Raw genomic sequence first — 25,983 nt, forward strand, 5'->3', positions numbered from 1 at the left:
GTTGGGCGGGATGGTTATAAGACTCTTCATCGGGTCGGGGGCATAAGCGGGGGGAGGCACGTGCCCCTCCGGGGAGGAGGGGCGAGGGGGCGGGTCAGTCCTGCGGGGTGTCGCGCAGGAACACCAGCTTGTTCTCGCTGGAGGCTTCGGCGGCGAAGCGGTAGCCCTGGTAGTCGAAGTCCTTCAGGCCCTGCGGGTCGGTGAGGCGCTCCTTGATCACGTAGCGGGCCATCAGGCCGCGGGCCTTCTTGGCGTAGAAGCTGATGATCTTGTACTGGCCGTTCTTCAGGTCCTTGAATTCGGTGTCGATGATGCGGGCGTCCAGCACCTTGCGCTTCACGGCGCTGAAGTACTCGTTGGAGGCCAGGTTGAGCAGGACGTTGTCGCCCTGTTCGGCCAGGGCTTCGTTGAGCCAGGTGCTGATGCGCTCGCCCCAGAAGGCGTAGAGGTCCTTGCCCCGGGCGTTGGCCAGCTTGGTGCCCATTTCCAGGCGATAGGGCTGCATCAGGTCCAGCGGGCGCAGCAGGCCGTAGAGGCCGGAGAGCATGCGCAGGTGGCGCTGGGCGAAGTCGAAGTCGGCTTCGGCGAAGCTCTCGGCGTCGAGGCCGGTGTAGACGTCGCCCTTGAAGGCCAGCAGGGCCTGCTTGGCGTTCTCCGGGGTGAAGTCGGGGTGCCAGCTGCCGTAGCGCGCGGCGTTGAGGCCGGCGAGCTTGTCGGACAGGTGCATCAGCTCGGCGATGTCGGCCGGGGGCAGGGTGCGCAGTTGCTGGATCAGCTCCTGGGCGTGGTCCAGGTGGCGGGGTTGGGTGTAGCGGTCGGTGACCGGTGGGGTTTCGTAGTCCAGGGTCTTGGCGGGCGAAATCACCATCAGCATCGGCTTGTCTCCTTCGGCAATGGCGCGATTGTAGGGACTTGCCCGGGCAGGCTCCACCTATCGCCCCGATTGAGCCGGCAGGGGCCATGCCCCGTGTCACACACCGGGCCGGGAGGCTGCGCTATAGTGCGCTCCCCTGCGGCCCTGGCCGCCCATTCCCCGACTGACAAGGAGGTCGTTGTGAAGACCCTCTCGCGTATCGCACTTTCCCTGCTGTTCGCTTCCGGCGCCGTGGTGGCCCAGGCCGCGCCGGTCTCCATCGAGGTGCTGAGCGCCGTGGTGAAGGACGAGAAGATTGCCGGCGCCGAGGTGCTGCTGCAGAAGAACGGTGCCCAGACCGTGACCGGCCGCACCGACGCCCAGGGCCGCGTGACCCTGGACAGCAGCTTCGCCGATGACCCGGAAAGCCTGGTGATCGTGAAGAAGGACGGCTACTCCAACCTCGTTGCCAAGTGCCCGTGCACCGGCATGACCTATGCCATCAGCCCGGTGATGAAGGACCTGGACGGCTTGCGCATCGTGCTGAGCTGGGGCGAGAAGCCGGAGGACCTGGACTCCCACATCGCCTACCCGGGCAACCACATCTACTTCGCCGAGAAGGAAGGCACCGACGCCGACCTGGACGTGGACGACACCGACAGCTACGGCCCGGAGACCATCACCCTGCACAAGAAGCGCTACGGCGAGACCTACGTCTACGCGGTGCACGACTTCACCAACCGGGACAACCCGTCCTCCAAGGCACTGGCGGGCAGCCAGGCGAAGGTGTTCGTCTACGTCGGCCAGTCCCTGGTGCGCACCTACTACGTGCCCAAGGAACAGCGCGGCAACCTGTGGAAGGTGTTCCGCATCACCGCATCCGGCGACTTCCAGGACATCAACACCCTGGAGGGCAGCCAGGCGAAGGATGCGGCCTACGTGCTGGGCGACATCGAGCCGCTGCTCAACGAGGGCCGCAGCGTGGCTGCGCAGGCGGCTTCCCAGGCTGCACAGGGCGATGCCAAGGCGCTGAACCGCAAGGGCGAGGCGGCCTACCACGAAGGCAAGCTGGACCTGGCCATCGACTTCTACCGCCAGGCCATCGAGCTGGATGCCAACTACGGCCAGGCTTACAGCAACCTCGGCCTGGCCTACCAGAAGGCCAACCGCACCGCCGAGGCCATCTGGGCCAACCGCAAGGCCATCGCCCTGGCCACGGGTGCCAACGCGGCCACCGTGCGCGCCAGTTCCTACTACAACATCGCCCGCATCTACGAGGCGGCCGAGCAGTACGACGATGCCCTGCGCCACTACCACCTGGCCAAGGAGCAGAAGGCGAACCCGGTGTACGACAAGGCGATCCAACGGGTTCAGGACCGCCACTGATCCCTCCCTGCTGACAGCGCGCCCCTTCGGGGGCGCGTTCGTTTCCGCCGCCGTGAACGGAGAACGCCATGTTCCGTACCCTCGCTTTCGGTGCCGCACTGCTCGGCGCCACCTTCGCCCAGGCCGCCGGCCCCAGCCGCATCGCCCTGATCGACCGCTCCACCTGGCCCGCTGCGCTGGATTCGCCAGCGGCCTTCGATGACGCCTCCCGGGGCGAGATCCTGGTCTTCGCCCAGACCCTGCTGCAGAGCGAGGGGCTGGACGCCGCCGCCTGGCAGCAGCGCCTGGGCTTGAAGGCGGTGGACCTGGACGGCATCGCCACGGTGCGCAAGCGCTTCTGGGCGCGCCTGGCGGAGAACTACCGGCTGGCCAGCCAGGGCTGCGACGCCACGCGGCCGTTCTGCGAGCCGGCGGCTGACGAGGCGGCGCTGCGCGAGCGCGCCCGGCGCTTCGAGGTGACGCCGGATTCGCCGTTCTTCGCCTGGTCCGAGGCCAGCCGGGGCTTCCACCTGCGCTACCTGGACGAGCAGATGCGCCTGGCGGCGCTGTTCCCGCGCATCAGCAGCGAGATCGGCCTGTTCTCCGAGCAGGAGCGTAATGGTGATGAGCTGAGGGACCGGCAGTTCCTGCTCACCTTCGACGATGGCCCGACGCCCCGTGACGGCCTCAGCGATCGCCTCACCACCTGGCTGCGCGAGCAGCACATGAGCGCGACCTTCTACGTGCTGGGGCAGGGGTTCCAGACCCGCCTGGGCAAGTCCTCGCCAGAGGCGATGCGCCAGCTCTACGCCGGCCAGTGCGTCGGGCTGCACGGCTGGGAGCACAAGTCCCACAGCAGCTGGGAGCAGTGGCAGGACTCGGTGGTGCGGGTGCGCGACCTGGTGGCCCGCACGCTGCCGGACAACGCCGTGCCGCTGTTCCGCCCGCCCTATGGCCAGCGTCGTGCCGACAGCGGGGCGTTCTTCGCCACCCAGGGGCTGACGGTGGCGCTGTGGAACATCGATTCGCAGGACTGGAATGCGCGCATCAGCGGCGACGAAGCGGCGCAGCGGGTGCTGAACCTGATGCTGCTGTGGCGCCGGGGCGTGGTGCTGTTCCATGACATCCACCCGAAGGCCCTGGCGGCGGTGCCCTGGCTCAAGGACCGGACGGCCCTGGCGGGGGTGGACTGGATGCCGTGCAACACCTACCGCTGAGGGCAGCGGAGCGGCGAGGGCAGGGGGGACTTCGGACTTTAGCGGCGCCCCTGTCCGGCGCCAAGGGTTATTCGTCGAGGGATAAAAAAAGGTTTTTGCGGACCAAAAAGTTCTTTTTTCTGTCATCTCTCTTGGGTTATTAACGAATCAGACCGCCGAATCCTGAGGACAGGGTGGCGGCCCCAGGCCCTCATCCTCCTCATGGAGTCCCTGGCTCCCGGCATGACCCGGGCAGGCAGGGCGGCAGTCCTTCCTCGGCGGAGCGCCGTACCGGCATTCCGTCGCCCGGACCGACAAGAAGGTGACCGAGTATGGATGACCACGGACGCGCCCGCTCCACCGCTCCAACCCTCTACGCCCTCGATACCAACGTTCTGATCCACGATCCCAACGCCCTCCTCAACTTCGAAGAACACCACGTGGCCATCCCCATGACGGTGCTGGAGGAACTGGACAAGCTCAAGAGTGGCAAGCAGGGCGTGGCCGCCGAATGCCGGCAGGCCATCCGCCTCATCGACAAGATCCTCGGTGGCGCGACCCCCGAGGAGGTGGAGCACGGCGTACCGATCCAGCGCGAGAAGAGCGGCCCCTGCGGCTTCCTCTCGATCCTCATGAGCAAGAGCGCAGCCCCCATCACCTGGCTGCCGGACAACCTCAACGACAACCGCATCATCAACCAGCTGGTGGAGCTGAAGACCCGCCGGCCCGGCCTGTCCGTGGTGCTGGTCACCAAGGACATCAACATGCGCCTGAAGGCGCGCGCCTGTGGCATCGATGCCGAGGACTACCACACCGACCAGCTGGTGGACGACGTGTCCCTGCTGTCCCGTGGCTACCACGACATGCCCGGTTCCTTCTGGGAGCGCGTCAGCAAGGTGGAGACCCGCCAGGACCACGGCCGCACCTGGCACCGGGTGCAGCTCACCGACAACCTGCCGGCGGTGCACGTCAACGAGTTCATCGTCGACGAGCAGGGCTTCGTCGGCTGGATCAAGGGCATCCAGGGCACCGAGCTGACCATCCTCGACCTGCACCAGGAGCCGTTGCTGCACCAGGAGGCCTGGGGCCTGCGCCCGCGTGACGTGTACCAGGCGCTGGCGCTGTACGCGCTGCTGGACCCGGACATCCACCTGGTCAACCTGTCCGGCGCCGCCGGCTCGGGCAAGACCATCCTGGCGCTGGCCGCAGCCATCGAGCAGACCATGGTGACCAAGCGCTACCGGCGCATCATCGCCACCCGCAGCGTGCAGGGGCTGGACCAGGAGATCGGCTTCCTGCCCGGCACCGAGGCCGAGAAGATGGAGCCCTGGCTGGGCGCCATCACCGACAACCTCGAAGCCCTGCACATGGATGACGAGAGCACCCACGGCAGCGTGGACTACATCCTCAGCAAGGTGCCGCTGCAGTTCAAATCGCTGAACTACATCCGCGGGCGCAGCTTCCAGCAGAGCCTGATCATCATCGACGAGTGCCAGAACCTCACCCCGCACCAGATGAAGACCATCATCACCCGCGCCGGCACCGGCTCGAAGGTGATCTGCCTGGGCAACCTCGCGCAGATCGACACCCCCTACCTGTCGGCGCCCAGCTCGGGCCTGACCTACCTGACCGAACGCTTCAAGGACTTCCCCCACGGCGTTCACATCACCCTCCAGGGCGTCCCGCGTTCGGTGCTCGCCGAATACGCCGAAGCCCACATGTAGCCGCCGTCGCCGCCGGGCGCTCACCCGCCCGGCGGCGAAAGCGCGACCGCTGCCGGCTCTTCTGTATACAATTCGCCTCCTGCGGCCCGCTCCCACCGGGTCGCCCGAGGAGACTTGCAGTGCTGACCCATCTCGATTCCCAAGGCCGCGCCAACATGGTCGACGTCACCGAAAAAGCGGTGACCGCCCGTGAGGCGACGGCCGAAGCGCGGGTGCGCATGCGCCCGGAAACCCTGGCGATGATCCAGGCCGGCGGCCACCCCAAGGGCGACGTGTTCGCCGTGGCGCGCATCGCCGGCATCCAGGCGGCGAAGAAGACGTCCGACCTCATCCCTCTGTGCCACCCGCTGATGCTCACCAGCGTCAAGGTGGAGCTGGCCGCCGAAGGCGACGACGTGGTGCACATCGTCGCCCGCTGCAAGCTGGCCGGGCAGACCGGCGTGGAGATGGAGGCCCTCACCGCCGCCAGCGTCGCCGCGCTGACCCTCTACGACATGTGCAAGGCCGTGGACCGTGGCATGACCATCGAGTCCGTGCGGCTGCTGGAAAAGCTCGGCGGCAAGAGCGGCCACTACCAGGCGGAGGCGTGACCATGATCCGTGTGCAGTACTTCGCCCGTTACCGCGAGGCCCTCGGCCTGGATGGCGAGCAACTGGCCTGGGACCCGGCCTTCGCCCGCCTCGACGACCTGCGCCAGCACCTCGCGGCACGCGGCGGCGTGTGGGCGGTGCTCGACGAGCAGAACCTCATGTGCGCCCGCAACCAGGAGCTGTGCAGCCTCGACGAGGCGCTGGCCGAAGGCGACGAAGTGGCCTTCTTCCCCACCGTGACCGGAGGCTGACATGGCCATTCGCGTGCAGAGCGCTGCCTTCGACCCGGGCGTTGAACTCAATGCCCTGCACGCCGCCAACGTCGGTGTCGGTGCGGTGGTGGGGTTCGTCGGCTACGTGCGGGATTTCAACGACGGCCAGGACGTGGCCGGGATGTTCCTCGAGCACTACCCGGGCATGACCGAGAAGGCGCTGCAGAAGATCGCCGACGAGGCCTCGGCCCGCTGGCCGCTGCTCAATATCGACATCCTCCACCGCATCGGCCGGCTGGAGCCGGGCGAGCCCATCGTCTTCGTCGGCACCGCCAGCGCCCACCGCCAGGCCGCGTTCGACGCGTGCAACTTCGTCATGGACTTCCTCAAGACCCGCGCGCCGTTCTGGAAGAAGGAAGACACCCCCGACGGCCCCCGCTGGGTCGAGGGCCGCTGCAGCGACCAGGCCGCCGCGAAGCGCTGGGATACCCCCGAGGGCTGAGGCTCAGCCCAGCTCGATGTACATCTTGAAGACGATGGGCATGAACATGGATGCCGTGCCCAGCCCCGTCAGCCACACCCCCCATTCCTTCTCCCGGTTGCTGAAGCCGATGCCCAGCAACAGGAAGCCCGCCACCAGCAGCGTGATCATCAGGTGTACGTGGTCCATGGCCTGCCTCTCCCGTTGGGTTGCCTGTAGGCAGCCTAGACGCCCCGTCGGGTCACGGCATGACCTGGGTCAGCCGTGCCGGCCATTGAGCGGCCGATTGACGATCTGTACATAAAAGTCCAGAGTGGACTGAAATTCCAATAACAAGGCGTCGCCGTGCCGCGCGATCCCCTTTTCCTTCTCCACACCGCCTGCCTGCGCCAGCCGCAGGTGCCGGTCACTGCCCTCCTTCAACGTCCACCACGACAGGGCTCGCCCCTCAGCGGCCGGGCCCACACATGCACAGCGGGAGTCGCACCATGAAGAAACTCGTCCTCCTTGGCAGCCTTGCCCTCGGCCTCCTGGCCTCCACTGCGTTCGCGGCCGACAAGCCGTTGCGCATCGGCATCGAGGCGGCCTATCCGCCCTTTGCCTACAAGACGCCCGACGGGCAGATCGCCGGCTTCGACTACGACATCGGCAACGCCCTGTGCGCGGAGATGAAGGTGCAATGCCAGTGGGTGGAGCAGGAGTTCGACGGCCTGATCCCCTCGCTGAAAGTGAAGAAGGTGGACGCCATCCTCTCGTCCATGACCATCACTGAGGAACGCCGCAAGTCGGTGGATTTCACCGGCAAGTACTACTACAGCCCCGCACGGCTGGCGATGAAGGCCGGCAGCAGTGTCGACGACGGCTTCGCCAGCCTGGTGGGCAAGACCGTCGGCACCCAGCGCTCCACCACCACCGACCGCTTCGCCACCGAGGTGCTGGAGCCCAAGGGCGTGAAGGTGGTGCGCTACAGCACCCAGAACGAGATCTACCTGGACCTGCTCTCCGGTCGCCTGGACGCGGTGCTGGCCGATGTGTTCCCGCTCAACGAGGGGTTCCTCAAGACCGAGAACGGCAAGGGCTACGCCTTCGTCGGCCCGGTGCTGAACGATCCTCGCTACTTCGGCGAAGGCGCCGGCATCGCCGTGCGCAAGGGCGACACCGCTTTGCGTGACAAGCTGGACGCCGCCATCAAGGCCCTGCGCGCCAACGGCACCTACCAGACGATTCAGGCGAAGTACTTCGATTTCGATATCTACGGGGATTGATCGGAAGCGAGCTCTGCTCGCGAAGAGCCGGGCGACTGAAGTCGCCCCTACAGGGCCCCGGATGGTTTCCTGTAGCCCGGACTTCAGTCCGGGTTCGCGGGCTCCCGGGCTGAAGCCCGGCTACGGACGCTTTAGGAGCGAGCTCTGCTCGCGAAGAACCGGGCGACTGAAGTCGCCCCTACAGGGCGCCGGATGGTTCCTGTAGCCCGGACTTCAGTCCGGGTTCGTGCGTATGTCCCGGGCTGAAGCCCGGGCTACGGGGCTGGCGCAACGAGTGGCCCCTACCTATCCGTTTCGGGTTCTTCCTTGAGTTCGCGCAGGTGCTTGTAGACCGTGGCGCGGCCCATGTTGAGGACGTTGGCCACGTAGTTGGCGGCGCTCTTGCCCTTGAAGGCGCCCTCGGCATGCAGGGCCAGGACCAGCTCGCGCTTGTGCTCGCGGGTCAGCAGGTTGAGGCCGAGCTGGCGCTGGCGCATCCAGCTGTGGAGGAAGGTGTTGATGCGCTCCTGCCAGTCGTCGCGGAACAGCGCGTCCGGCTGTGGGATCAGCTTGCCGGGGGCGAGGAACAGATCCAGCGCCGCCTTGGCCGACTCGAACAGGGAGATGTTCAGGTTGATGCACAGCACCGCCACCGGCTTGCCCTCGGCATCGCGTAGCACGGTGCTCACCGAGCGGATCTTCTGGCCGTCCCAGTTGAGCTTCTCGTAGGGGCCGATGTTCCGCTCCTCGACCCCTTCTTCGAGCATGTCTTCCAGGGCCGAATCGTCACCCACCGAGCGCTTGGACAGGTTGTGGGCGATGTAGTCGATCGCCTGCGTGCGCAGGTCGTGCACGACCACTTCGGCGTGGGGGAAGAACAGCGTGGCGATGGCGTCGGCGATGGCCCGGTAGTTGTCCAGATCGGGGGCAGGGCTTGGCGTCATGCGGGGCTCCAGGGACGGGAAACGGCGCCGGCCCGGTGGCCGGCGCGGGGGAGTGTGGCGCAAAGCGCCGGGGCCGTCATCCCAGGCGGGCGGGGGCCAGCATCGCCTCGGTGAGACCGAAGCGGGCGAGGTGCTCGGGCAGCGGCTGGCGGCGGATCAGCGCGGCGCTGGCCTCGCCCATGGCGGCGGAGGTCTGGATGCCGTAGCCACCCTGGCCAGCCACCCAGTAGAACCCCGGCAGGCGGGGGTCGTAGCCGGAGACCAGGTCACCGTCGGCGAAGAACGAGCGCAGGCCGGCCCAGGTGCGGGCGGGGCGGCGGATGTTCAGCAGGGTGTGCTCCTCGATCTGGTAGATGCCCAGGGCGATGTCCAGCTCTTCGGGCTGCACGTCCTGGGGCTCCACCGGGTCGGCATTGGCCGGGGAGCCCAGCAGCATCCCGGCATCGGGCTTGAAGTAGAAGGATTCGTCGAGGCTCACCAGCGCCGGCCAGGCGTGGCAGTCCATGCCTTCCGGTGGGGCGAAGATGAACGCCGCCCGGCGCTTGGGCTGCAGGCCCAGGGGACGGGCCCCGGCCAGCTCGGCGACGCGGTCGCACCAGGCGCCGGCGGCGTTCACCACCACGGGGGCGCTGAAGCGGCCGGCACGGCTGTCCACCTGCCAGGTGTCGCCCTGGCGTTCGAGGGTGGCGACTTCGGCCCCGGTCAGTACCTCGCCGCCGTTGCGGCGGATGCCGCGCAGGTAGCCCTGGTGCAGGCCATCGGTGTCGATGTCGGCGGCGCTGGGGTCGAGCATGGCGCCGTGCACCTTCTCCCGGCGCAGCACCGGCACCAGGCGGCAGGCTTCGTCGGCGTCCAGCAGGCGCACGTCGGGCACCTGTTCCCGGGCGCTGTCGAACTGGCGCTGCAGTTCGTCACGGTCGCCGGTGAAGTCCACCACCATCTCGCCCCGTGGGGTGAGGATCGGGTGTTCGCAGAAACCCTCCGGCGGTGCATCGAAGAAGGCCCGGCTGGCCGCTGTGAGGGCTCGCACCTGGGGTGTGCCGTAGGCCACGGTGTAGAGCGCGGCGGAGCGCCCGGTGGCGTGGTAGCCGGCGTGCTCTTCGCGCTCCAGCAGCACGACCCGGCCGTGGCGCGACAGCCAGTAGCCGGTGGAGGCGCCGGCGATGCCGCCGCCGATGATGATGAAGTCCGCCTGGGTCATGCCGTTTCCTCGTTGCTGAGCCGGTGCAGGGCGTGGGCCAGGGCGACGTCTTCGAGGCCCAGGCCGATGGAGCGGAAGAATACCGGACGCTGGTAGTCCGGGCGGGGCGCACGACCGGCCAGCAGCTCGGGCAGGTCGCCACGCAGGGCATCGATCTGCCAGCCGTGGTGTTCGGCCGCCAGTTGCATCTCCCCGGCGCTGGCGGGGGTGGTGGCGCGGTAGTCGCAGTACACGTCCATCGCGGCCAGGGCCTCGGGCGGCACCTCGTGGGCGCGCGGGGCATTGGTGCTGATGGAGGTGACCAGCGGCGCATGGCCGAGGCTGCGCGGGTCCAGCACCGGCCCGGCGGACGAGGTGCAGAGCAGGATCACCCCTGCACCGGCCACGGCGTCGTCCTGCCGGGTGCAGAGGGTCACGCGCGGGTCCAGAGCGCGCAGGGCGTCGGCACGCTCGCCCTCGGCCTGCAGGCGCGGGGAGTGCACGCGGATGCGCTGCCAGGGCCGCAGCGCCAGGCAATGGCGAATGTGCGCGCGGGCCACGGCGCCGCTGCCGATGACGGCCAGCTCGGTGGCATCGGCCGGCGCCAGGGCATCCACCGCCAGCGCCGTGGTGGCGGCGGTGCGCTCGGTGGTGAGGGTGGCGGCGTCGCAGAGCAGCAGCGGCTGGCCGTCCTGCATGGACATCAGCAGGGTCCAGGCGGTGACCACCGCGCCCTGTGGCTTGGGTAAGTAGGGCGAGGTCTTGACCCCGTAGACCTGCTCGCGGGCCAGTACGCCGAGGTAGTTGATGAAGTCACCGCCGCCGGGAAACGGCACCAGTTGCTGGGGCGGCTGCACGGCCTCCCCGGCGGCGAGGTCGAGGAACATGCCGCGCAGGGCGGCCTGGACGTCGATCCGGGGCAGCAGGCGTTCGGCTTCGTGGGCGGGGATGACCCGGGGCAGGGCGCTGGACATGGTGGGACTCCGCTGTAAACAATTTGTCTATAGTGGAATTTATTGTATCGATCGGCAAGGGCCGGACGATGGAGGGCGAGGAAATGGTGAGGTGTTTACATCGGTCTGCAGGGGGCTGAAATGAAAAAGGCGAAGCCCGGGGGCTTCGCCTTTTTCTGTCGCCTGGTGGCGGATCAGTGCTTGTTGCGCGGAACCGACTTGAGCAGTTCGGCCGGCGGCATTTCGCAGTTGATCTTGCGGCCCAGCAGTTCTTCGATCGGCGGCAGGGCGAAGGCGTCGTCCTCGCCGGCGAAGCTGATGGAGGTGCCGCTGGTGCCGGCGCGGCCGGTACGACCGATGCGGTGCACGTAGTCGTCCGGGTCTTCCGGCAGGGTGAAGTTGATCACGTGGCTGATGCCGTCGACGTGGATGCCGCGACCGGCCACGTCGGTGGCGACGAGGACGCGGATCTTGCCTTCGCGGAAGCCTTCCAGGGTCTTGATGCGCTTGTGCTGGGGCACGTCACCGGACATCTGGGCGGCGCTGATGCCGTCCTTGGTGAGGCGTTCCTCGATGCGGCGCACTTCGTCCTTGCGGTTGGCGAAGACCATCACCCGTTCCCAGTTGTTCTGGGCCACCAGGTTGTAGAGCAGCTTGTACTTGTCGCTGCTGGCCACGGCGTAGACGTGCTGCTCGACGGTGTCGCTGGCGACGTTCTCCGGCTCGATCTCGACGATGGCGGGGTCGACGGTCCACTGCTTGGCCAGGTTCATCACGTCGTCGGTGAAGGTGGCGGAGAACAGCAGGGTCTGGCGCTCGCCCTTGGGCGGGGTCTGGCGGATGATCTGGCGGACCTGGGGGATGAAGCCCATGTCGAGCATGCGGTCGGCTTCGTCCAGCACCATGACTTCGACCATGTCCAGGTGGACTTCGCCGCGCTGGTTGAAGTCCAGCAGGCGGCCGGGGGTGGCCACGAGGATGTCGCAGAAGCGGCATTCCAGCTGCTTGAGCTGCTTGTCGAAGTCCATGCCGCCGACGAAGCTCATCACGTTCAGGCCGGTGTATTTGGTCAGCGCCAGGGCGTCCTTGGCGATCTGCACCACCAGCTCGCGGGTCGGCGCGATGATCAGCGCACGGGGCTCGCCCATGTAGCGCTCTTTCGGCGGCGGGGTCTGCAGCAGCTGGGTGATGATCGAGATCAGGAAGGCGGCGGTCTTGCCGGTGCCGGTCTGGGCGCGGCCGATGGCGTCCTGGCCCTTGAGGGTGAAGCCCAGTACGCCGGCCTGGATCGGGGTGCAGTAGGGGAAGCCGAGGTCGTGGATGGCGTGCATCAGGCTCGGGGCGAGCTTGAAGTCGTGGAAGCGGGTCTTGCCTTCCATCGGCTCGACCACGAAGTCTTCCAGCTTCCAGGTGTCCACCGGCTTGGGTGCGCGCTCACGGCGCGGCTTCTCGCTGCGGGGCTTGTCGGTCTTGGGCTTGTCGGCGCGGGGGGCGTCGGCGGTCTTCTCGGCGCGCGGCTTGCGCTCGCCACGGGGGGCGTTGTCGCGGGCCGGCTTCTCGGCGCGTGGCGCCTGTTGCGCCGGTACGGGGCTGTTTTCACCTTCGCGGGTGGGGGTGGCCGGTGCGCTGGGTGCGCTACCGGCGAAGGGCGCTTCGCCCTTGCCGAATATCTTTTTGAGTGCTTTGAGCACGGTCATCTCGTCGATTGGTTAAGGAGTGAACGGGCGCCAGTGTAAAGCAAGAAGCCATCGCGGCGAAGGCCCCGGACTTTCCGGGGCCTGCAGCCTCACTCGGTGGGCAGGTTGGCCAGCAGCAGGCGGCGCACGTTGCCGCCCATGATGGCGGCGATATCGTCCTGGCTGAAGCCGGCCTTCTGCAGGCCTTCGGTCAGCAGGGCCAGGCCGCTGGTGTCGAACGGGGTGTGCACGGTGCCGTCGAAGTCCGAGCCCAGGGCGACGTGCTGGACGCCCGCCCGGTCGGCGGTGTAGCGGATGGCCTTGACGATGGCGTCCACCGAGGTGTCGCAGACGGCGGCGTCCCAGTAGCCGATGCCGATCACCCCGCCGGTGGCGGCGATCCGTTTGATGTGGTCGTCGGTGAGGTTGCGCGGCCCCTTGCAGGTGCCCTCGACACCGGTGTGGGAGACCAGCACCGGGCGTTCGGCGATCTTCAGCACGTCATCGATCAGGGCGCGGGAGGCGTGGGCCAGGTCCACCACCATGTGCTTCTCTTCGAGGCGGGCGATGACCCGGCGGCCGAAGCGGGTCAGGCCGCCCTTTTCCATGCCGTGGGCGGAGCCGCCGATCTCGTTGTCGAAGAAGTGGGTCAGGCCGGTGATGCGGAAACCGGCGTCATACAGGCGGTCGACGTTCTCCAGCTTACCCTCCAGCGGGTGCAGGCCTTCGGTGGCGAGGATCGCGGCGACCCGCTGCGGGTCCTTCTGCCAGGCGGCGAGGAAGCCTTCCAGGTCGCCCCGGGTGCGCACCAGCACCAGCTTGCCGTCGCTGCGGCGGGCGGCGTCCTCCAGCTTCTCGCCCTGGTACAGCGCGCGTTCCAGCAGGCTGTGCCAGGTGCGCGCCGGCCAGCGCTGGGCCATGGCCAGCAGGGTGATGTTGTCGCTGTCGCTGTCGTTCTTCTCGTAGTTGATGCCGCGCGGCGTCTTGGTGACGGTGGAGAACACCTGCAGGCCGACGTGGCCCTCCAGCAGGCGCGGCAGGTCGCTGTGGCCGTAGTCGTGGCGCTCCAGCAGGTCGCGCTGCCAGAGCAGGGCGTCGTCGTGCAGGTCGGCGACGAACAGGGTCTTGTGCAGGTCGGTGGCACTGGCGCCGGCCTGATAGGGGCCGGGCTGGGCCACGGTGTTCATCCGCCGGTCCAGCAGGTTGGGCAGGGTGAAGAACACGGCCAGACCGAGCACGGCCACGACGGCCAGCGCGATGAGGACTTTGCGCATGGGAGCATCCCGCTTCTGTTGTTGTGGAGACGCACTCTAGCAAGCCGTCGGGGCCGATGCAGTGGGGCTCAGCCGCTAAGGCAGTTTCGTCCCCGCATCTTGGCGTCATAGAGGGCCTGGTCGGCCCGGGCGATCAACGACTTGAGGTCGTCGCGCGGGTCCATCTCGGTGAGCCCGATGGAGACGGTCACCCCCGGCAGCACGCCGACCGGTGAATAGAAGGAGGAAATCTGCTCCAGGCTGGCGCGCAGGCGCTCGCCGATGCGGCGGGCCTCGTCCAGGGCGATGTCCGGCAGGAGGATGACGAACTCCTCGCCGCCGAAGCGCGACATGCTGTCCTTCGGCCGCAGCTGGTTGCGCAGGGTATGGGCCACCAGGCACAGCGCGTAGTCGCCGGCCAGGTGGCCGTGGCGGTCGTTGTAGGCCTTGAAGTGGTCCACATCCAGCATCAGCAGGCACAGCGGCTGGCCGTTGAAGGCGCAGCGGGTGCTCTCGCGGGCGTACACGTGTTCCAGCCAGCGCCGGTTGTAGAGGCCGGTGAGGGTGTCGACGTTGGCGTTCTGCTCGGTGTCGAGGATGACCCGGTTGCCGCCGCGCACCCGCTCGCAGAGCAGCTCCAGCAGGTTCTGCATCATCTGCGGGGACTGCTGGAACAGCTTCAGCAGCGCCTCCCGGTGCAGGCGCAGCACGGTGCTGGGCTCGGCGGCGACCACGTAGGCAGACGGGTGCTCGTGGTCGATGAAGCTGATTTCCCCGGCGCAGTCACCCACGCCCAGGGTGGACATGGGCTGGTTGTCCAGCGAACCGAGGTAGACCTGCAGGGCGCCGCGCACCACCAGGTAGAGGTACTGGTTGCGGTCGAAGGGGGAGAGCAGCACCTCGCCCTGTTCCAGGTCGTAGGCGGTGAATTCGCGCAGGACCTGTCGGAGGCTGTGGGCGGCGACGTTCTGGAACAGCCGTTGATCCTTCAACTGCTGCACATCGGCCTGCCAATGGGCGTTCTTCATGGATCACCTCCATCACGGAGGCCAACGGAAGGAGACATTGCAGAACGGTCCGTGTCATCGCGGGAATTGCATGACCCGACATTATTGCTGCGCAGAGGCGCTTTCAACGCACGCCGGAAGTCGGGCCGACCGGTGGCCGGCGAAAATCCGAAAGGCGTCACAAACCGGCCATTCCATCGGCCGGTTGCAGGGTGGGGAGGCCCCCGTCCGGGTGGTCCGGGGGCGGTGGATCTCAGTCCGCGAGGTACAGCGCGTAGCGCACGGCGAAGCCGGCCAGGCCCTGCTCCAGAGCGCTGCGTCGGGCATCGTCCAGGCCCGGTACATGGATGTGGGCCAGCTGGCCGTGGCGGTCATCGCTGCGCACCTCGACCCGTACGCCGGGGGCGACCTCGGCCAGGCGCTCTTCGAACACGCGACGGATGGCGTCGTGGCGCAGGGCCGGCTTGAAGGTCTTGCCCACGGCGGTGACCGGCAGGGCGTCGATGATCCACACATCCTTGGGCACGGCGGCGCGCTCCGGCACGTGGGCGGCGGCGTGGGCCAGCAGTTCGTCCTCGCTGGCCTGCTGGCCGGGCTTGAGCTGCACGTAGGCCACCGGCAGTTCGCCGGCCTTCTCGTCGGGCTTGCCGACGGCGGCGGCCATGGCCACGGCGGGGTGACCGTGGAGGGCCTCCTCGATCATCTGCGGGTCGATGTTGTGACCGCCGCGGATGATCAGGTCCTTGCTGCGGCCGGTCAGCCATATATAGCCGTCGGCATCCATGCGCCCCAGGTCGCCGGTGTTGAACCAGTCCCCATCGACCCAGATGCCGGCGTTCTTGGCGGCCTGCAGGTAGCCCTTGAACACCGTCACGCCGCGCAGGCAGACGTTGCCGATCTCGTTGGCAGCGGCATCGCGCAGGTAGCGACCGTCCTCGTCCAGCACCTTGATGCTCACCTCGCAGTAGGGCATGCGCAGGCCGATGGAGCCGGGGCGGCGCTCGCCGGCATTGGGGTTGCCGCAGCTGCCGCAGGTGCCTTCGGTGAGGCCGTAGCCCTCGATGAGCGTGAGGCCGGTCTTGGCCTCGAACTGGCGGATCAGCTCCACCGGCATCGGCGCGGCGCCGCACAGGGCGTAGCGCAGGCTGGAGAGGTCATGCCCCTCGCTGGGCACCTGCAGCAGGCCGGCGTAGATGGTGGGCACGCCGCTGAAGAAGCTCACCCGGTAGCGCTCGATGACCTTCCAGAAGTTCTGGATCAGCGTGGTGCTGCGGTAGCCCTGGGGCGTGGCCAGCAGCACCTGGGCGCCGACGAAGAAGGGCGCCAGGCCGGTGACCATCACGCCGTTGACGTGGAACAGCGGCAGGCCGCAGAGCGTCACGTCCTGCGGGCCGAGGTGGATGGTGTAGGCGAGGATCATCGCCATCGCCACCTCGTTGCGGTGGGTATGCGGTGCCAGCTTCGGCGTGCCGGTGGTGCCGCCGGTGTGGAAGTACGAAGCGATGTCGTCCGGGGCGATCACCCGGCCGCTCTCCAGGTGGTCGGCCGGGCAGTCGGCGATCAGCGTGTCGAAGTCCAGCACGCCTTCCGGCAGCGGGCCGCGCTGGGCCTTGAGGGCGCTGCGCTGGGGTTCCGGCAGGTAGTTGGCCAGGTCCACGGTGACGATGGCCTTGAGCGAGCCGAGGTGGTCGCGCAGGCCGGCCACCTTGTCCCACAGGTCGGTGCCGGGGAAGGGCGCCAGGGTCACCAGCACCTCGGAGTCGGCGGCGCGGACCAGTTCGGCGATGTGCTCGGGCTCCAGCAGCGGATTGATGGCATTGACGATGCCCGCCGCCTCGCCGCCCCACAGGGTGAAGTGGGTGTGGGGCAGGTTCGGCAGCAGGAACGACACCGCCTTGCCCGGGCGCACGCCCAGACGGTGGAAGGCGTTGGCGGTGCGGGTGACCTGGGCCAGCAGCTCGGCATAGGTGAGCTGCCAGGGCGTTTCCTTGGCGCTTCCCTGGAGCAGGAAGCTCATCGCGATGGCGTCGGGGCTGCGCTCGGCGCTCTGGCGGATCAGCTCGTAGGTACTGGCGGGCATGCCGCGCTCTTCGAGCGGGGTGCGCTCGATCGCTTCGATGTCGCGCAGGGTGACGATGGGCGTGATGGGCGTCTGGGTCATGGCCGGCTTCTTGTGGATTGTTCGGGTCAGCGGACGAGGCGCTCGGCCAGCCAGGCGCCGATGTCGCGCACTTCCTCGGGCAGCACTTCGTGGCCCATGGGGTAGTCGCGCCAGGTCACCGGCACGCCGGCAGCGGCGAGCTTGTCATGGGCGGCGCGGCCCATGGCCGGCGGCACCACGTCGTCGAAGGTGCCATGCAGGCAGAGGGCCGGCAGTTGTAGTTTTGTATCCGCCAGCTCCAGCGCATCGGGGAAGGTGGGCGCGTAGGTGGACAGCGCCATCACTCCGCCCAGGGGGCCGTTCCAGCGCAGGAAGGCGGTGTGCAGCACCACCGCGCCGCCCTGGGAGAAGCCGGCGAGGAGGATCCGCGCGGGGTCGACGCCGGCATCGCGCTGGCCTTCGATCAGGTCGATCACCGTCTGCGCCGAGGCTTCCAGCTGGTCCTGGTCGATGGCCCGGGCCGGGGTCATGGCAAGGATGTCGTACCAGGAGGGCATCGCCCAGCCACCGTTGATGGTCACGGCGCGGGTGGGCGCCTGGGGCAGGATGAAACGGGTGCCGGTGAGCTGCTGCTGCAGGGCCTCGGCCACCGGCTGGAAGTCGTAACGGTCCGCCCCCAGACCGTGCAACCAGATGACGCACGAATCGACGGAGTGTGTAGGTTCCAGGATCAGGGATTCACGCATGTGGGGCTCCGGTTTGGGGCGTACGCACCAGTGTGGTGCTGGCGCATTGCAGGGTTGTGGTCTATCTGTGAAGAACATGTCGCACCATCAAAACTTTTCCTATTGACCTATCGGAAGAGTCCTTCGGAAAAGGTACTGGTACGGGCCTTGCTAAGGCCGTAGCAGACTGCTGGCACCGGCCGTGAGGTAACACTCCGGGCGGCGGCCCAACGGGTTGGGGCACGGTTCGCCGTGCCCTTGCAAACGTCCGCTGGCTGCGGGGTTCCGCGAAGCCTGTGGACGAAAATCCGTCTCCAGCCCATTTGACCAATGGGCGGGGAAAGCGCGGGACGAGTGGAGCGATGCATCCCCGCTTTCCTTAGGTCCGATTCCCCGGTTGGCCGCCCAGGCGGTTGAACCTGCCTCACGAGGGTACGGCGGTAGGACCGAGACTCCAACACAAATAAAAGCAACTGGAGGTTTTGATGAAGATGGTGAAATCCACCCTGGCTGTGCTGACCGCAGCTGCTGTGCTCGGCGCCAGTGGTTTCGTGCAGGCCGGCGCCACCCTGGACGCAGTGAAGAAGAAAGGCTACGTGCAGTGCGGCATCAGTGACGGCCTCCCGGGCTTCTCCTACGCCGATTCCAAGGGCGAATACAAAGGCATCGACGTGGACGTCTGCCGTGCCGTTGCCGCTGCAGTCTTCGGCGACGCCAGCAAGGTCAAGTACAGCCCCCTGACCGCCAAGGAGCGCTTCACCGCGCTGCAATCCGGCGAAGTGGACATCCTCTCCCGCAACACCACCTGGACCAGCTCCCGCGACGCGGCGATGGGCCTGAACTTCACCGGCGTGACCTACTACGACGGCCAGGGCTTCCTGGTGAACAAGAAGCTGGGCGTTTCCAGCGCCAAGGAACTGGACGGCGCCACCGTGTGCATCCAGGCCGGTACCACCACCGAGCTGAACCTGTCCGACTACTTCCGCGCCAACAACCTGAAGTACACCCCCATCACCTACGACACCTCCGACGAGAGCGCCAAATCCCTCGAATCCGGCCGTTGCGACGTGCTGACCTCCGACCAGTCCCAGCTCTACGCCCAGCGCATCAAGCTGGCCGCGCCGAACGAGTACGTGGTGCTGCCGGAAGTCATCTCCAAGGAACCCCTCGGCCCGGCCGTGCGCCAGGGTGACGAAGAGTGGTTCGACATCGTGCGCTGGACCCTGTTCGCCCAGCTGAACGCCGAGGAACTGGGCATCGACTCGAAGAACGTCGAAGCCACCGCCAAGTCCACCAAGAACCCCGATATCGCCCGCCTGCTGGGCGCCGAGGGTGATTTCGGCAAGGACCTCAAGCTGCCGAAGGACTGGGCCGTCCAGATCGTCAAGCAGGTCGGCAACTACGGCGAGATCTTCGACCGCAACGTCGGTGCCGGCAGCGACCTGAAGATCGAGCGCGGCCTCAACGCCCTGTGGAACAAGGGCGGTCTGCAATACGCACCTCCGGTGCGCTGACCGACCACGCTGCCGCCTGCGGAGGCGGGCGGCAGCGTTCCGTTCCAATCGTCGAGGGCTGTCATGCACAACACTTCCCAAGCCCCGCGTGCCCGAGGGTCGGTACTGACCGATCCCAAGGTGCGCGCGTGGCTATTCCAGATCATCGCCGTGGTCGCCGTCGTGGCCTTCGGCTGGTTCCTCTTCCATAACACCCAGGTCAACCTCGAGAAGCGCGGGATCCTTTCCGGCTTCGGCTTTCTCGACCAGAGCGCCGGCTTCGGCATCTCCCAGCACCTGATCGACTACCAGGAAAGCGACACCTACGGGCGCGTCTTCTTCATCGGCCTGCTCAACACGCTGCTGGTGACGGTGATCGGCATCATCCTCGCCACCATCCTAGGCTTCATCCTGGGCGTGGCCCGGCTGTCGCCCAACTGGCTGGTGCGCAAGCTGGCCACCGTGTACATCGAGACCTTCCGCAACATCCCGCCGCTGCTGCAGATCTTCTTCTGGTACTTCGCGGTGATGCTGCCCATGCCCGGGCCGAAGCAGAGCCTCAGCCTGGCCGACACCTTCTTCATCAACAACCGGGGCGTGTACATGCCCTCGCCCACCGTGGCCGATGGCTTCTGGCCCTTCGCCATCGCCGTGCTGCTGTGCCTGGTGGCCATCTATGCCCTGCGGCGCTGGGCCCGCAAGCGCCAGGACGAGACCGGCCAGCGCTTCCCCGTCCTGCTCAGCGCCATCGCCCTGCTGGTGCTGGTGCCCGGCCTCAGTGCCCTGCTGATCGGCAGCCCCTTCCACTGGGAGGTGCCGCAGCTCAGCGGCTTCAACTTCCGTGGCGGCTGGGTGGTGATCCCCGAGCTGGTGGCATTGATGATGGCGCTGTCCATCTACACCGCCGCCTTCATCGGCGAGACCGTGCGCGCCGGCATCCAGGCCGTCAGCCACGGCCAGACCGAGGCCGCCCACTCCCTGGGCCTGCGCCCCGGCCTGACCCTGCGCCTGGTCATCGTGCCCCAGGCCCTGCGGGTGATCATCCCGCCGCTCACCAGCCAGTACCTGAACCTGGCGAAGAACTCGTCCCTGGCGGCCGGCATCGGCTACCCCGACATGGTCTCGCTGTTCGCCGGCACCACGCTCAACCAGACCGGCCAGGCCATCGAGGTGATGGGCATCACCATGAGCGTCTACCTGGCCATCAGCATCAGCATTTCGCTGCTGATGAACGCGTACAACAAGCGCATCGCGCTGATCGAGCGGTGAGGGCACAGCCATGAACACCCATACCTTCAAGCCCGATCTGCCGCCGCCGAGCAACGTCGTGGGGCCGGTCGCCTGGCTGCGCCACAACCTGTTCGCCAGCCCGCTGCACGTCGTGCTCACCCTGCTGTCGCTGTACCTGTTGTGGCTGATCCTCCCGCCGCTGCTGAACTGGGCGGTGATCCACGCCACCTGGAGCGGCACCACCCGCACCGACTGCACCGGCGAGGGCGCCTGCTGGGTCTTCATCCAGCAACGCTTCGGCCAGTTCATGTACGGCTTCTACCCCAGCGAACTGCGCTGGCGGGTGGACGTCACCGTGTGGCTGGCGATCATCGGCGCCGCGCCGCTGTTCCTGAAGAAGATGCCCCGCAAGGCCCTGTACGGGATCGGCTTCCTGGTGGTCTACCCGCTGCTGGCCTTCTGGCTGCTGCACGGCGGGCTGGGCCTGCAGGAAGTGCCCACCAGCCGCTGGGGCGGCCTGATGCTGACCCTGGTGATCGGCTACGTCGGCATCGCCGGCGCCCTGCCGCTGGGCATCCTGCTGGCCCTGGGGCGGCGCTCCAAGCTGCCGGCGATCAAGGTCATCTGCGTGACCTTCATCGAGTTCTGGCGCGGCGTGCCGCTGATCACCGTGCTGTTCATGTCCTCGGTGATGCTGCCGCTGTTCCTGCCCGAGGGCATGAACCTCGACAAGTTGCTGCGCGCCCTGGTGATGGTGATCTTCTTCGAGGCGGCCTACGTCGCCGAAGTGGTCCGCGGCGGCCTGCAGGCCATCCCCAAGGGCCAGTACGAAGCCGCCGCCGCCCTCGGCCTGGGCTACTGGCGCAGCACCGCGCTGGTGATCCTGCCGCAGGCGCTGAAGCTGGTCATCCCCGGCATCGTCAACACCTTCATCGCCCTGTTCAAGGACACCAGCCTGGTGATCATCATCGGCCTGTTCGACCTGCTCAACAGCATCAAGCAGGCGACCACCGACCCCAAATGGCTGGGCATGTCCACCGAAGGCTACGTATTCGCCGCCCTGGTCTACTGGATCTTCTGTTTCAGCATGTCGCGCTACTCCATGAGGCTGGAGCGCAAGCTGCATACCGGGCACAAGCGTTAGGAGAATCTGAATGAGTGAAGCAATCCGCAATGACGCCGCTGCGCCGATCATCCAGCTGCAGGGCGTGAACAAGTGGTACGGCCAGTTCCACGTGCTCAAGGACATCAACCTGAACGTCAAGCCGGGCGAGCGCATCGTCCTCTGCGGCCCGTCCGGCTCCGGCAAGTCCACCACCATCCGCTGCATCAACCGACTGGAAGAGCACCAGCAGGGCCGCATCGTCGTCGACGGCACCGAGCTGACCAACGACCTCAAGCAGATCGAGACCATCCGCCGCGAAGTGGGCATGGTGTTCCAGCACTTCAACCTGTTCCCGCACCTCACCGTGCTGCAGAACTGCACCCTGGCACCGATGTGGGTGCGCAAGATGCCCAAGCGCCAGGCCGAAGAGATCGCCATGCACTACCTGGAGCGCGTGCGCATCCCCGAGCAGGCCCACAAGTTCCCCGGCCAGCTCTCCGGCGGCCAGCAGCAGCGCGTGGCCATCGCCCGCGCCCTGTGCATGAAGCCGAAGATCATGCTGTTCGATGAACCCACCTCCGCCCTCGACCCCGAGATGGTGAAGGAAGTGCTCGACACCATGGTCGGCCTCGCCCAGGACGGCATGACCATGCTCTGCGTGACCCATGAGATGGGCTTCGCCCGCACCGTAGCGGACCGGGTGATCTTCATGGACAAGGGCGAGATCGTCGAACAGAACGAACCCAACGCCTTCTTCGACAACCCGCAGAACGAGCGCACCAGGCTGTTCCTCGGGCAGATCCTGCACTGATCGTCAGCGCGATACGGAAAGGGGCCTTCGGGCCCCTTTTTCGTTTCCGCCGTAGCCCGGACTTCAGTCCGGGAGCGCCGGTTATTCCATTCCTGGGCTGAAAGGCTTCGCGAGCAGAGCTCGCTCCTACGGTCCGGCTGGACACGAGTAGCCCGGACTTCAGTCCGGGAATGCCGGCCACTCCGCACGGTGCATGACGCGGATCACGCGTGTTCCCGCAAGCGCCGGCGGAAGGCCCCTGGCGTTTCCCCGCACACCTGCTTGAACAGCTTGGCGAAGGTCGCCCGGTCGCCGTAGCCCACCTGCGCCGCCACCTGCTCCAGGGAGCGGCCCGGGTGGCGCAGGGCGAGCTGGGCGGCGCCGATGCGCAGGCGCTGCACGTACTCGTTCGGGGTCAGCCCGGTCACCGTGCGGAAGCGCCGCAGCAGGGTGCGGGTCGAGCAGTGGGCCCGCGCCGCCAGGCCCGGCAGGTCGATGGGCTCGGCGTAGTGGGCCTGCAGCCAGGCCAGCAAGGCACCCAGTTGCGGGTCGTCCAGGCCGGCCTCGGGGACCAGCGGGGCGAAGCGGTTCTGGCCGCCGCGCTCGCGCTCCACCACCAGCGCGCTGGCCACCCGCTGGGCCAGCCACTCGCCAGCGTGCCGGGCGATCAGGTGCAGGCACAGGTCCAGCCCGGCCTGGGCGCCGCCGGAGCAGAAGCGCTCGCCGTCCTCGGTGTACAGCGCATCCGCCTCCAGTCGCACCCCGGGGAAGCGTTGGCGAAAGGCGCCGGCCAGGGCCCAGTGGGTGGTGGCACGCCGGCCCTCCAGCAGCCCGGCGGCGCCCAGCAGGAAGGCGCCGCTGCACAGGCTGGCCACCTGCTGCCGGGCGGGCCGCTGCGCCAGCCAGCGCAGCAGCTCCGGGTTGGCGGCGATGGTGCGTTCCACCGCGCTGCCGGTGGCCGGCAGCATCACCAGGCGCGCACCTTCGGCCAGGCCCAGGTCGCCATCCACGCGGATGCTGGCCATGCCCAGGTCCACCGGCTGGCCATCCCGGCTGACCCGCAGCACCTCGAACAGCGCCTCACCGGCCAGGGCATTGGCCAGGCGGAACGCGTCGTCGGCCATGGCCAGGCTGGAGCAGACCGTCTGTGGGCAGACCAGCAGGGCGATTCGGATCATCACAAGGCTCGGCACGGGGGAGGGAAGGGTGGCGATTATTGCCACAAAGATGGCGATACAGCCAATCGCCGCCCAGCGGAAAGGCGTCGATACTCTCCTCACCCCACTTGCCGCGAGCCGCCCCATGAGCCACCCCAACGCCGCCCTCATCGAACGTTTCTACCGCGCCTTCCAGGCCCTGGACGCCGAGACCATGGCCGCCTGCTACGCCGCCGACGTGCGCTTCGCCGACCCGGTGTTCACCGACCTGCGCGGCAGCGAGGCGGCGGACATGTGGCGCATGCTGACCCAGCGCGCCCAGGCCTTCTCCCTGACCTTCGACGGTGTCGAGGCCGATGACCGCGAGGGCCGCGCGCGCTGGGTCGCCACCTACCTGTTCAGCCAGACCGGGCGCACCGTGGTCAACCGCATCGAGGCGCGCTTCCGCTTCGAGAACGGCCTGATCGTCGAGCACCGCGACAGCTTCGACCTGTGGCGCTGGGCCCGCCAGGCCCTCGGCGCCAAGGGCCTGCTGCTGGGCTGGCTGCCGCCGGTGCAGGCGGCGATCCGCCGCCAGGCCGCCCACGGGCTGGCCGCCTGGCGCGCCAACCACTGAGCAGCCGGAGCCGGGGTGGCGCGATGCCACCCGGGCAACCTGCTAAGCTCGCCGGCGGATTGTTCACCGGTAACTTCTTCATGATCAGGCTCTACCAGTTCCCTGCCGGGTTCGACGTGCCCAACGTCAGCCCCTTCTGCCTCAAGCTGGAGACCTTCATGCGCCTGGCCGGCGTGCAGTACCAGGTGCGTGCGCTCCGCGACCCGCGCAAGGCCCCCAAGGGCAAGCTCCCCTACATCGACTTCGACGGCGAGCTGATCGCCGACAGCGCCATCATCCAGCGGGTGCTCACCGAGCGCCTGCACCTGGAACTCGACCAGCACCTCGACGCCGAGGCCCGTGGCCGCGCGGTTGCCGTCACCCGCCTGTGCGACGACCACCTCTACTGGCTGCTGGTGTACTTCCGCTGGCTGGAGCCGGAGGGTTGGCAGCAGACCCGCCAGGCCTTCTTCGGCCACCTCGGCCCGGCGCTGCTGACGCTGATCACCCCGCTGATCCAGCGTCGCGTCAGGGCCGACCTGAGCGCCCAGGGATTCGCCCGCCACGAACGGGAAGACCTGCTCACCTTCGCCCGGGAAGACCTGCAGGCCCTCACCGACCTGCTCGGCGACGCCCCGTTCTTCGGCGGCGACCACCCCTGCAGCGCCGATGCCTCCGCCTATGGCGTGCTGGCCAACCTGGTGTTCTGCTCCCTGCAGACCCCGCTCAACCGCCTGGCGCGGGAATACCCCGTGCTGGTGGACTACTGCCAGCGCCTGCGAGCCGTGGCCTGGGCATGAGTGCAGCGCCACCCCGGCCCTGGTTCGTCTACCTGGTGCGTGCGTTGAACGGTGCGTTGTACTGCGGCATCAGCGACCACCCGCTACGCCGCTTCGAGCAGCACCAGAGCGGCAAGGGCGCGCGCTTCTTCCATTCCAGCCCGGCCCAGGCGCTGGTCTACGTCGAGGTCTGTGCCAGCAAGGGCGACGCCCTGCGCCGCGAGCGCGCCATCAAGGCCCTGAGCAAGCGCGCCAAGGAGGCGCTGGTGGCGACCTGCATCAGCGAGGCTGATGGCCTGTCATGCCCGCTGGGCGATAGGCCGTAGCGCGCTGGCCGGTTAAGCTGCGGCTCCCACGCCACCCGATGGAGCGCGCCATGCACGAGCTGATCCTGCACCACTATCCCGCCTCGCCCTTCGCCGAGAAGGCCCGCCTGATGCTGGGCTTCAAGCAGTTGTCCTGGCGCTCGGTGCACATTCCCCGGGTGATGCCCAAGCCCGACCTGATGGCCCTGACTGGCGGCTACCGCAAGACGCCGGTGCTGCAGGTGGGCGCCGACATCTACTGCGACACCGCCCTGATCGCCCGCCGCCTGGAGCAGGAAAAGGCCGTCCCGGCGCTGCTGCCCGATGCCCATGCCTTCAACATCGCCAGCTTCTGCCACTGGGTGGACGCGGTGATCTTCCAGCACGCCGTGACCCTGGTGTTCCAGCCCGAATCGGCCGCCGTGCGCTTCGCCGGCCTGCCGCCGGAAGCGATCAAGGCCTTCATGGCCGACCGCGCCGCGCTGTTCAGCGGCGGCACCAGCAGCCGCCTGCCGCTGGAGGTGGCCCGGCACAACTGGCCCACCTTCATGGCCCGGGTCCAGGCGCAACTGGCCGCCGGCGGTGACTTCCTCTTCGGCGAGCCGAGCATGGCCGACTTCTCCCTGGCCCACTGCCTGTGGTTCCTCAAGGGCACCCCGGTCACCGCCCCACTGGTGGATGACTACCCGGCGGTCGCCGCCTGGCTGGGCCGCGTGCTCGGCTTCGGTCATGGCGCCTCCAGCGAGCTGAGCGCCGCCGAAGCCATCGAGATCGCCCGCGCGGCCGAACCCGCCCCGCTGCCGGCCGAGCCCTTCAGCGACGCCAATGGCCTGGTGGCCGGCCAGGCGGTCAGCGTCGCCGCCACCGACTACGGCGTCGACCCGGTGGAAGGTGAGCTGCTGTTCGTCGGCCTGGAAAGCCTCATCCTGCGCCGTGAGGACGACCGCGCCGGCGTGGTCCACGTGCACTTCCCGCGGGTCGGTTTCCGCATCGAGGCGCGCTGACAACACCGGGCGTCGCTCCCT

General features: G+C 67.8%; 26 protein-coding genes. 15 read left to right on the forward strand and 11 right to left on the reverse strand.

What is annotated here, in order from left to right; translation table 11 throughout:
* Positions 1–94 precede the first annotated feature (94 nt).
* Positions 95–874, reverse strand: a complete 780-nt coding sequence (gene yaaA, locus FBY21_RS25495; RefSeq protein WP_142014814.1) for a peroxide stress protein YaaA — start codon at positions 872–874, stop codon at positions 95–97.
* A gap of 180 nt (positions 875–1,054) precedes the next feature.
* Between yaaA and FBY21_RS25500 the strand changes: the two genes are divergently transcribed.
* From FBY21_RS25500 to moaE, 6 genes are all read left to right on the forward strand, one after another.
* Positions 1,055–2,239: a tetratricopeptide repeat protein gene (locus FBY21_RS25500; protein WP_044411744.1), complete on the forward strand. Its 1,185-nt coding sequence runs from the start codon at positions 1,055–1,057 to the stop codon at positions 2,237–2,239.
* Between the two features lie 68 nt (positions 2,240–2,307).
* Positions 2,308–3,435 carry a polysaccharide deacetylase family protein gene (locus FBY21_RS25505; protein WP_142014819.1) on the forward strand — a complete coding sequence of 376 codons (1,128 nt, stop codon included), beginning with the start codon at positions 2,308–2,310 and terminating at the stop codon, positions 3,433–3,435.
* Between the two features lie 311 nt (positions 3,436–3,746).
* On the forward strand, positions 3,747–5,138 hold the full coding sequence (locus FBY21_RS25510) for a PhoH family protein (RefSeq protein ID WP_044411740.1): 1,392 nt from the start codon (positions 3,747–3,749) through the stop codon (positions 5,136–5,138).
* Positions 5,139–5,257: 119 nt separating this feature from the next.
* Positions 5,258–5,728, forward strand: coding sequence for a cyclic pyranopterin monophosphate synthase MoaC (moaC, locus tag FBY21_RS25515; protein WP_044411737.1), 471 nt, complete (start codon positions 5,258–5,260; stop codon positions 5,726–5,728).
* Positions 5,729–5,730: 2 nt separating this feature from the next.
* Positions 5,731–5,979 (forward strand): MoaD/ThiS family protein, encoded by a 249-nt coding sequence (locus tag FBY21_RS25520; RefSeq protein ID WP_044411734.1) that lies wholly within the window; start codon positions 5,731–5,733, stop codon positions 5,977–5,979.
* A 1-nt stretch (position 5,980) separates the two neighbouring features.
* Positions 5,981–6,442, forward strand: coding sequence for a molybdopterin synthase catalytic subunit MoaE (gene moaE, locus FBY21_RS25525; RefSeq protein ID WP_044411731.1), 462 nt, complete (start codon positions 5,981–5,983; stop codon positions 6,440–6,442).
* Between the two features lie 3 nt (positions 6,443–6,445).
* On the opposite strand, the gene FBY21_RS29660 is transcribed toward moaE, so the two are convergent.
* Entirely contained in the window at positions 6,446–6,610 is a 165-nt protein-coding gene (locus FBY21_RS29660; RefSeq protein WP_164707481.1) for a hypothetical protein, read from the reverse strand.
* Positions 6,611–6,909: 299 nt separating this feature from the next.
* On the opposite strand from FBY21_RS29660, the gene FBY21_RS25530 reads away from it, so the two are divergent.
* Positions 6,910–7,686 carry an ABC transporter substrate-binding protein gene (locus tag FBY21_RS25530; RefSeq protein ID WP_044411728.1) on the forward strand — a complete coding sequence of 259 codons (777 nt, stop codon included), beginning with the start codon at positions 6,910–6,912 and terminating at the stop codon, positions 7,684–7,686.
* A 281-nt stretch (positions 7,687–7,967) separates the two neighbouring features.
* Here FBY21_RS25530 and FBY21_RS25535 read toward each other — a convergent pair whose 3' ends face one another.
* The 8 genes from FBY21_RS25535 to FBY21_RS25570 all read right to left on the reverse strand — a co-directional run bounded on the left by FBY21_RS25535 (position 7,968) and on the right by FBY21_RS25570 (position 17,525).
* The gene (locus FBY21_RS25535) at positions 7,968–8,609 is read right to left on the reverse strand and encodes a transcriptional regulator (protein WP_044411726.1); all 642 of its coding nucleotides are present in this window, start codon (positions 8,607–8,609) and stop codon (positions 7,968–7,970) included.
* A 76-nt stretch (positions 8,610–8,685) separates the two neighbouring features.
* On the reverse strand, positions 8,686–9,810 hold the full coding sequence (locus tag FBY21_RS25540) for an NAD(P)/FAD-dependent oxidoreductase (RefSeq protein WP_142014822.1): 1,125 nt from the start codon (positions 9,808–9,810) through the stop codon (positions 8,686–8,688).
* The gene (locus FBY21_RS25545) at positions 9,807–10,763 is read right to left on the reverse strand and encodes an ornithine cyclodeaminase family protein (protein ID WP_142014825.1); all 957 of its coding nucleotides are present in this window, start codon (positions 10,761–10,763) and stop codon (positions 9,807–9,809) included. The genes FBY21_RS25540 and FBY21_RS25545 overlap by 4 nt, the downstream gene beginning before the upstream one ends.
* 173 nt (positions 10,764–10,936) lie before the next feature.
* Positions 10,937–12,433 carry an ATP-dependent RNA helicase RhlB gene (gene rhlB, locus FBY21_RS25550; RefSeq protein ID WP_186355575.1) on the reverse strand — a complete coding sequence of 499 codons (1,497 nt, stop codon included), beginning with the start codon at positions 12,431–12,433 and terminating at the stop codon, positions 10,937–10,939.
* 95 nt (positions 12,434–12,528) lie between these two features.
* Complete coding sequence (locus FBY21_RS25555) at positions 12,529–13,692, reverse strand: dipeptidase (RefSeq protein WP_044411720.1); 1,164 nt, start codon at positions 13,690–13,692, stop codon at positions 12,529–12,531.
* 68 nt (positions 13,693–13,760) lie between these two features.
* Positions 13,761–14,699: a GGDEF domain-containing protein gene (locus FBY21_RS25560; RefSeq protein WP_044411717.1), complete on the reverse strand. Its 939-nt coding sequence runs from the start codon at positions 14,697–14,699 to the stop codon at positions 13,761–13,763.
* Between the two features lie 232 nt (positions 14,700–14,931).
* The gene (locus tag FBY21_RS25565) at positions 14,932–16,839 is read right to left on the reverse strand and encodes an acyl-CoA synthetase (RefSeq protein WP_142014832.1); all 1,908 of its coding nucleotides are present in this window, start codon (positions 16,837–16,839) and stop codon (positions 14,932–14,934) included.
* 26 nt (positions 16,840–16,865) lie between these two features.
* Entirely contained in the window at positions 16,866–17,525 is a 660-nt protein-coding gene (locus FBY21_RS25570; RefSeq protein ID WP_142014835.1) for an alpha/beta hydrolase, read from the reverse strand.
* Positions 17,526–17,989: 464 nt separating this feature from the next.
* On the opposite strand from FBY21_RS25570, the gene FBY21_RS25575 reads away from it, so the two are divergent.
* The 4 genes from FBY21_RS25575 to FBY21_RS25590 all read left to right on the forward strand — a co-directional run bounded on the left by FBY21_RS25575 (position 17,990) and on the right by FBY21_RS25590 (position 22,143).
* A complete protein-coding gene (locus FBY21_RS25575) occupies positions 17,990–19,018 on the forward strand; it encodes an amino acid ABC transporter substrate-binding protein (RefSeq protein WP_142014837.1) in 1,029 nt (342 codons plus the stop codon).
* A gap of 63 nt (positions 19,019–19,081) precedes the next feature.
* The gene (locus FBY21_RS25580) at positions 19,082–20,266 is read left to right on the forward strand and encodes an amino acid ABC transporter permease (RefSeq protein ID WP_142014840.1); all 1,185 of its coding nucleotides are present in this window, start codon (positions 19,082–19,084) and stop codon (positions 20,264–20,266) included.
* Positions 20,267–20,276: 10 nt separating this feature from the next.
* On the forward strand, positions 20,277–21,371 hold the full coding sequence (locus tag FBY21_RS25585; protein WP_142014843.1) for an amino acid ABC transporter permease: 1,095 nt from the start codon (positions 20,277–20,279) through the stop codon (positions 21,369–21,371).
* A gap of 10 nt (positions 21,372–21,381) precedes the next feature.
* Positions 21,382–22,143 carry an amino acid ABC transporter ATP-binding protein gene (locus tag FBY21_RS25590; RefSeq protein WP_044411703.1) on the forward strand — a complete coding sequence of 254 codons (762 nt, stop codon included), beginning with the start codon at positions 21,382–21,384 and terminating at the stop codon, positions 22,141–22,143.
* A gap of 203 nt (positions 22,144–22,346) precedes the next feature.
* Here FBY21_RS25590 and FBY21_RS25595 read toward each other — a convergent pair whose 3' ends face one another.
* Entirely contained in the window at positions 22,347–23,300 is a 954-nt protein-coding gene (locus FBY21_RS25595; RefSeq protein WP_142014846.1) for a GlxA family transcriptional regulator, read from the reverse strand.
* Between the two features lie 124 nt (positions 23,301–23,424).
* Between FBY21_RS25595 and FBY21_RS25600 the strand changes: the two genes are divergently transcribed.
* From FBY21_RS25600 to FBY21_RS25615, 4 genes are all read left to right on the forward strand, one after another.
* Complete coding sequence (locus FBY21_RS25600; RefSeq protein WP_074970808.1) at positions 23,425–23,895, forward strand: nuclear transport factor 2 family protein; 471 nt, start codon at positions 23,425–23,427, stop codon at positions 23,893–23,895.
* Positions 23,896–23,975: 80 nt separating this feature from the next.
* Positions 23,976–24,674: a glutathione S-transferase family protein gene (locus FBY21_RS25605; RefSeq protein WP_044411694.1), complete on the forward strand. Its 699-nt coding sequence runs from the start codon at positions 23,976–23,978 to the stop codon at positions 24,672–24,674.
* Positions 24,671–24,979, forward strand: coding sequence for a GIY-YIG nuclease family protein (locus FBY21_RS25610; protein ID WP_074970810.1), 309 nt, complete (start codon positions 24,671–24,673; stop codon positions 24,977–24,979). The genes FBY21_RS25605 and FBY21_RS25610 overlap by 4 nt, the downstream gene beginning before the upstream one ends.
* 50 nt (positions 24,980–25,029) lie before the next feature.
* On the forward strand, positions 25,030–25,962 hold the full coding sequence (locus FBY21_RS25615; protein ID WP_142014851.1) for a glutathione S-transferase family protein: 933 nt from the start codon (positions 25,030–25,032) through the stop codon (positions 25,960–25,962).
* The last annotated feature ends 21 nt before the right edge of the window (positions 25,963–25,983 follow it).

The sequence above is a fragment of the Pseudomonas sp. SLBN-26 genome (assembly GCF_006715895.1).
In the GTDB taxonomy this organism is placed as follows: domain Bacteria; phylum Pseudomonadota; class Gammaproteobacteria; order Pseudomonadales; family Pseudomonadaceae; genus Metapseudomonas; species Metapseudomonas otitidis.

Excerpts from the sequence above, each read along its gene's own strand:
- FBY21_RS25505 (WP_142014819.1), top strand. The coding sequence starts at position 2,308 with ATGTTCCGTACCCTCGCTTTCGGTGCCGCACTGCTCGGCGCCACCTTC.
- moaE (WP_044411731.1), top strand. The coding sequence starts at position 5,981 with ATGGCCATTCGCGTGCAGAGCGCTGCCTTCGACCCGGGCGTTGAACTC.
- FBY21_RS25520 (WP_044411734.1), top strand. The coding sequence starts at position 5,731 with ATGATCCGTGTGCAGTACTTCGCCCGTTACCGCGAGGCCCTCGGCCTG.
- FBY21_RS25545 (WP_142014825.1), bottom strand. The coding sequence starts at position 10,763 with ATGTCCAGCGCCCTGCCCCGGGTCATCCCCGCCCACGAAGCCGAACGC.
- FBY21_RS25530 (WP_044411728.1), top strand. The coding sequence starts at position 6,910 with ATGAAGAAACTCGTCCTCCTTGGCAGCCTTGCCCTCGGCCTCCTGGCC.
- FBY21_RS25595 (WP_142014846.1), bottom strand. The coding sequence starts at position 23,300 with ATGATCCGAATCGCCCTGCTGGTCTGCCCACAGACGGTCTGCTCCAGC.
- FBY21_RS25615 (WP_142014851.1), top strand. The coding sequence starts at position 25,030 with ATGCACGAGCTGATCCTGCACCACTATCCCGCCTCGCCCTTCGCCGAG.
- FBY21_RS25570 (WP_142014835.1), bottom strand. The coding sequence starts at position 17,525 with ATGCGTGAATCCCTGATCCTGGAACCTACACACTCCGTCGATTCGTGC.
- FBY21_RS25565 (WP_142014832.1), bottom strand. The coding sequence starts at position 16,839 with ATGACCCAGACGCCCATCACGCCCATCGTCACCCTGCGCGACATCGAA.
- FBY21_RS25610 (WP_074970810.1), top strand. The coding sequence starts at position 24,671 with ATGAGTGCAGCGCCACCCCGGCCCTGGTTCGTCTACCTGGTGCGTGCG.
- FBY21_RS25590 (WP_044411703.1), top strand. The coding sequence starts at position 21,382 with ATGAGTGAAGCAATCCGCAATGACGCCGCTGCGCCGATCATCCAGCTG.
- FBY21_RS25510 (WP_044411740.1), top strand. The coding sequence starts at position 3,747 with ATGGATGACCACGGACGCGCCCGCTCCACCGCTCCAACCCTCTACGCC.
- FBY21_RS29660 (WP_164707481.1), bottom strand. The coding sequence starts at position 6,610 with ATGGACCACGTACACCTGATGATCACGCTGCTGGTGGCGGGCTTCCTG.
- FBY21_RS25575 (WP_142014837.1), top strand. The coding sequence starts at position 17,990 with ATGAAGATGGTGAAATCCACCCTGGCTGTGCTGACCGCAGCTGCTGTG.
- FBY21_RS25540 (WP_142014822.1), bottom strand. The coding sequence starts at position 9,810 with ATGACCCAGGCGGACTTCATCATCATCGGCGGCGGCATCGCCGGCGCC.
- FBY21_RS25605 (WP_044411694.1), top strand. The coding sequence starts at position 23,976 with ATGATCAGGCTCTACCAGTTCCCTGCCGGGTTCGACGTGCCCAACGTC.
- FBY21_RS25555 (WP_044411720.1), bottom strand. The coding sequence starts at position 13,692 with ATGCGCAAAGTCCTCATCGCGCTGGCCGTCGTGGCCGTGCTCGGTCTG.
- FBY21_RS25585 (WP_142014843.1), top strand. The coding sequence starts at position 20,277 with ATGAACACCCATACCTTCAAGCCCGATCTGCCGCCGCCGAGCAACGTC.
- FBY21_RS25580 (WP_142014840.1), top strand. The coding sequence starts at position 19,082 with ATGCACAACACTTCCCAAGCCCCGCGTGCCCGAGGGTCGGTACTGACC.
- FBY21_RS25535 (WP_044411726.1), bottom strand. The coding sequence starts at position 8,609 with ATGACGCCAAGCCCTGCCCCCGATCTGGACAACTACCGGGCCATCGCC.
- yaaA (WP_142014814.1), bottom strand. The coding sequence starts at position 874 with ATGCTGATGGTGATTTCGCCCGCCAAGACCCTGGACTACGAAACCCCA.
- FBY21_RS25560 (WP_044411717.1), bottom strand. The coding sequence starts at position 14,699 with ATGAAGAACGCCCATTGGCAGGCCGATGTGCAGCAGTTGAAGGATCAA.
- FBY21_RS25600 (WP_074970808.1), top strand. The coding sequence starts at position 23,425 with ATGAGCCACCCCAACGCCGCCCTCATCGAACGTTTCTACCGCGCCTTC.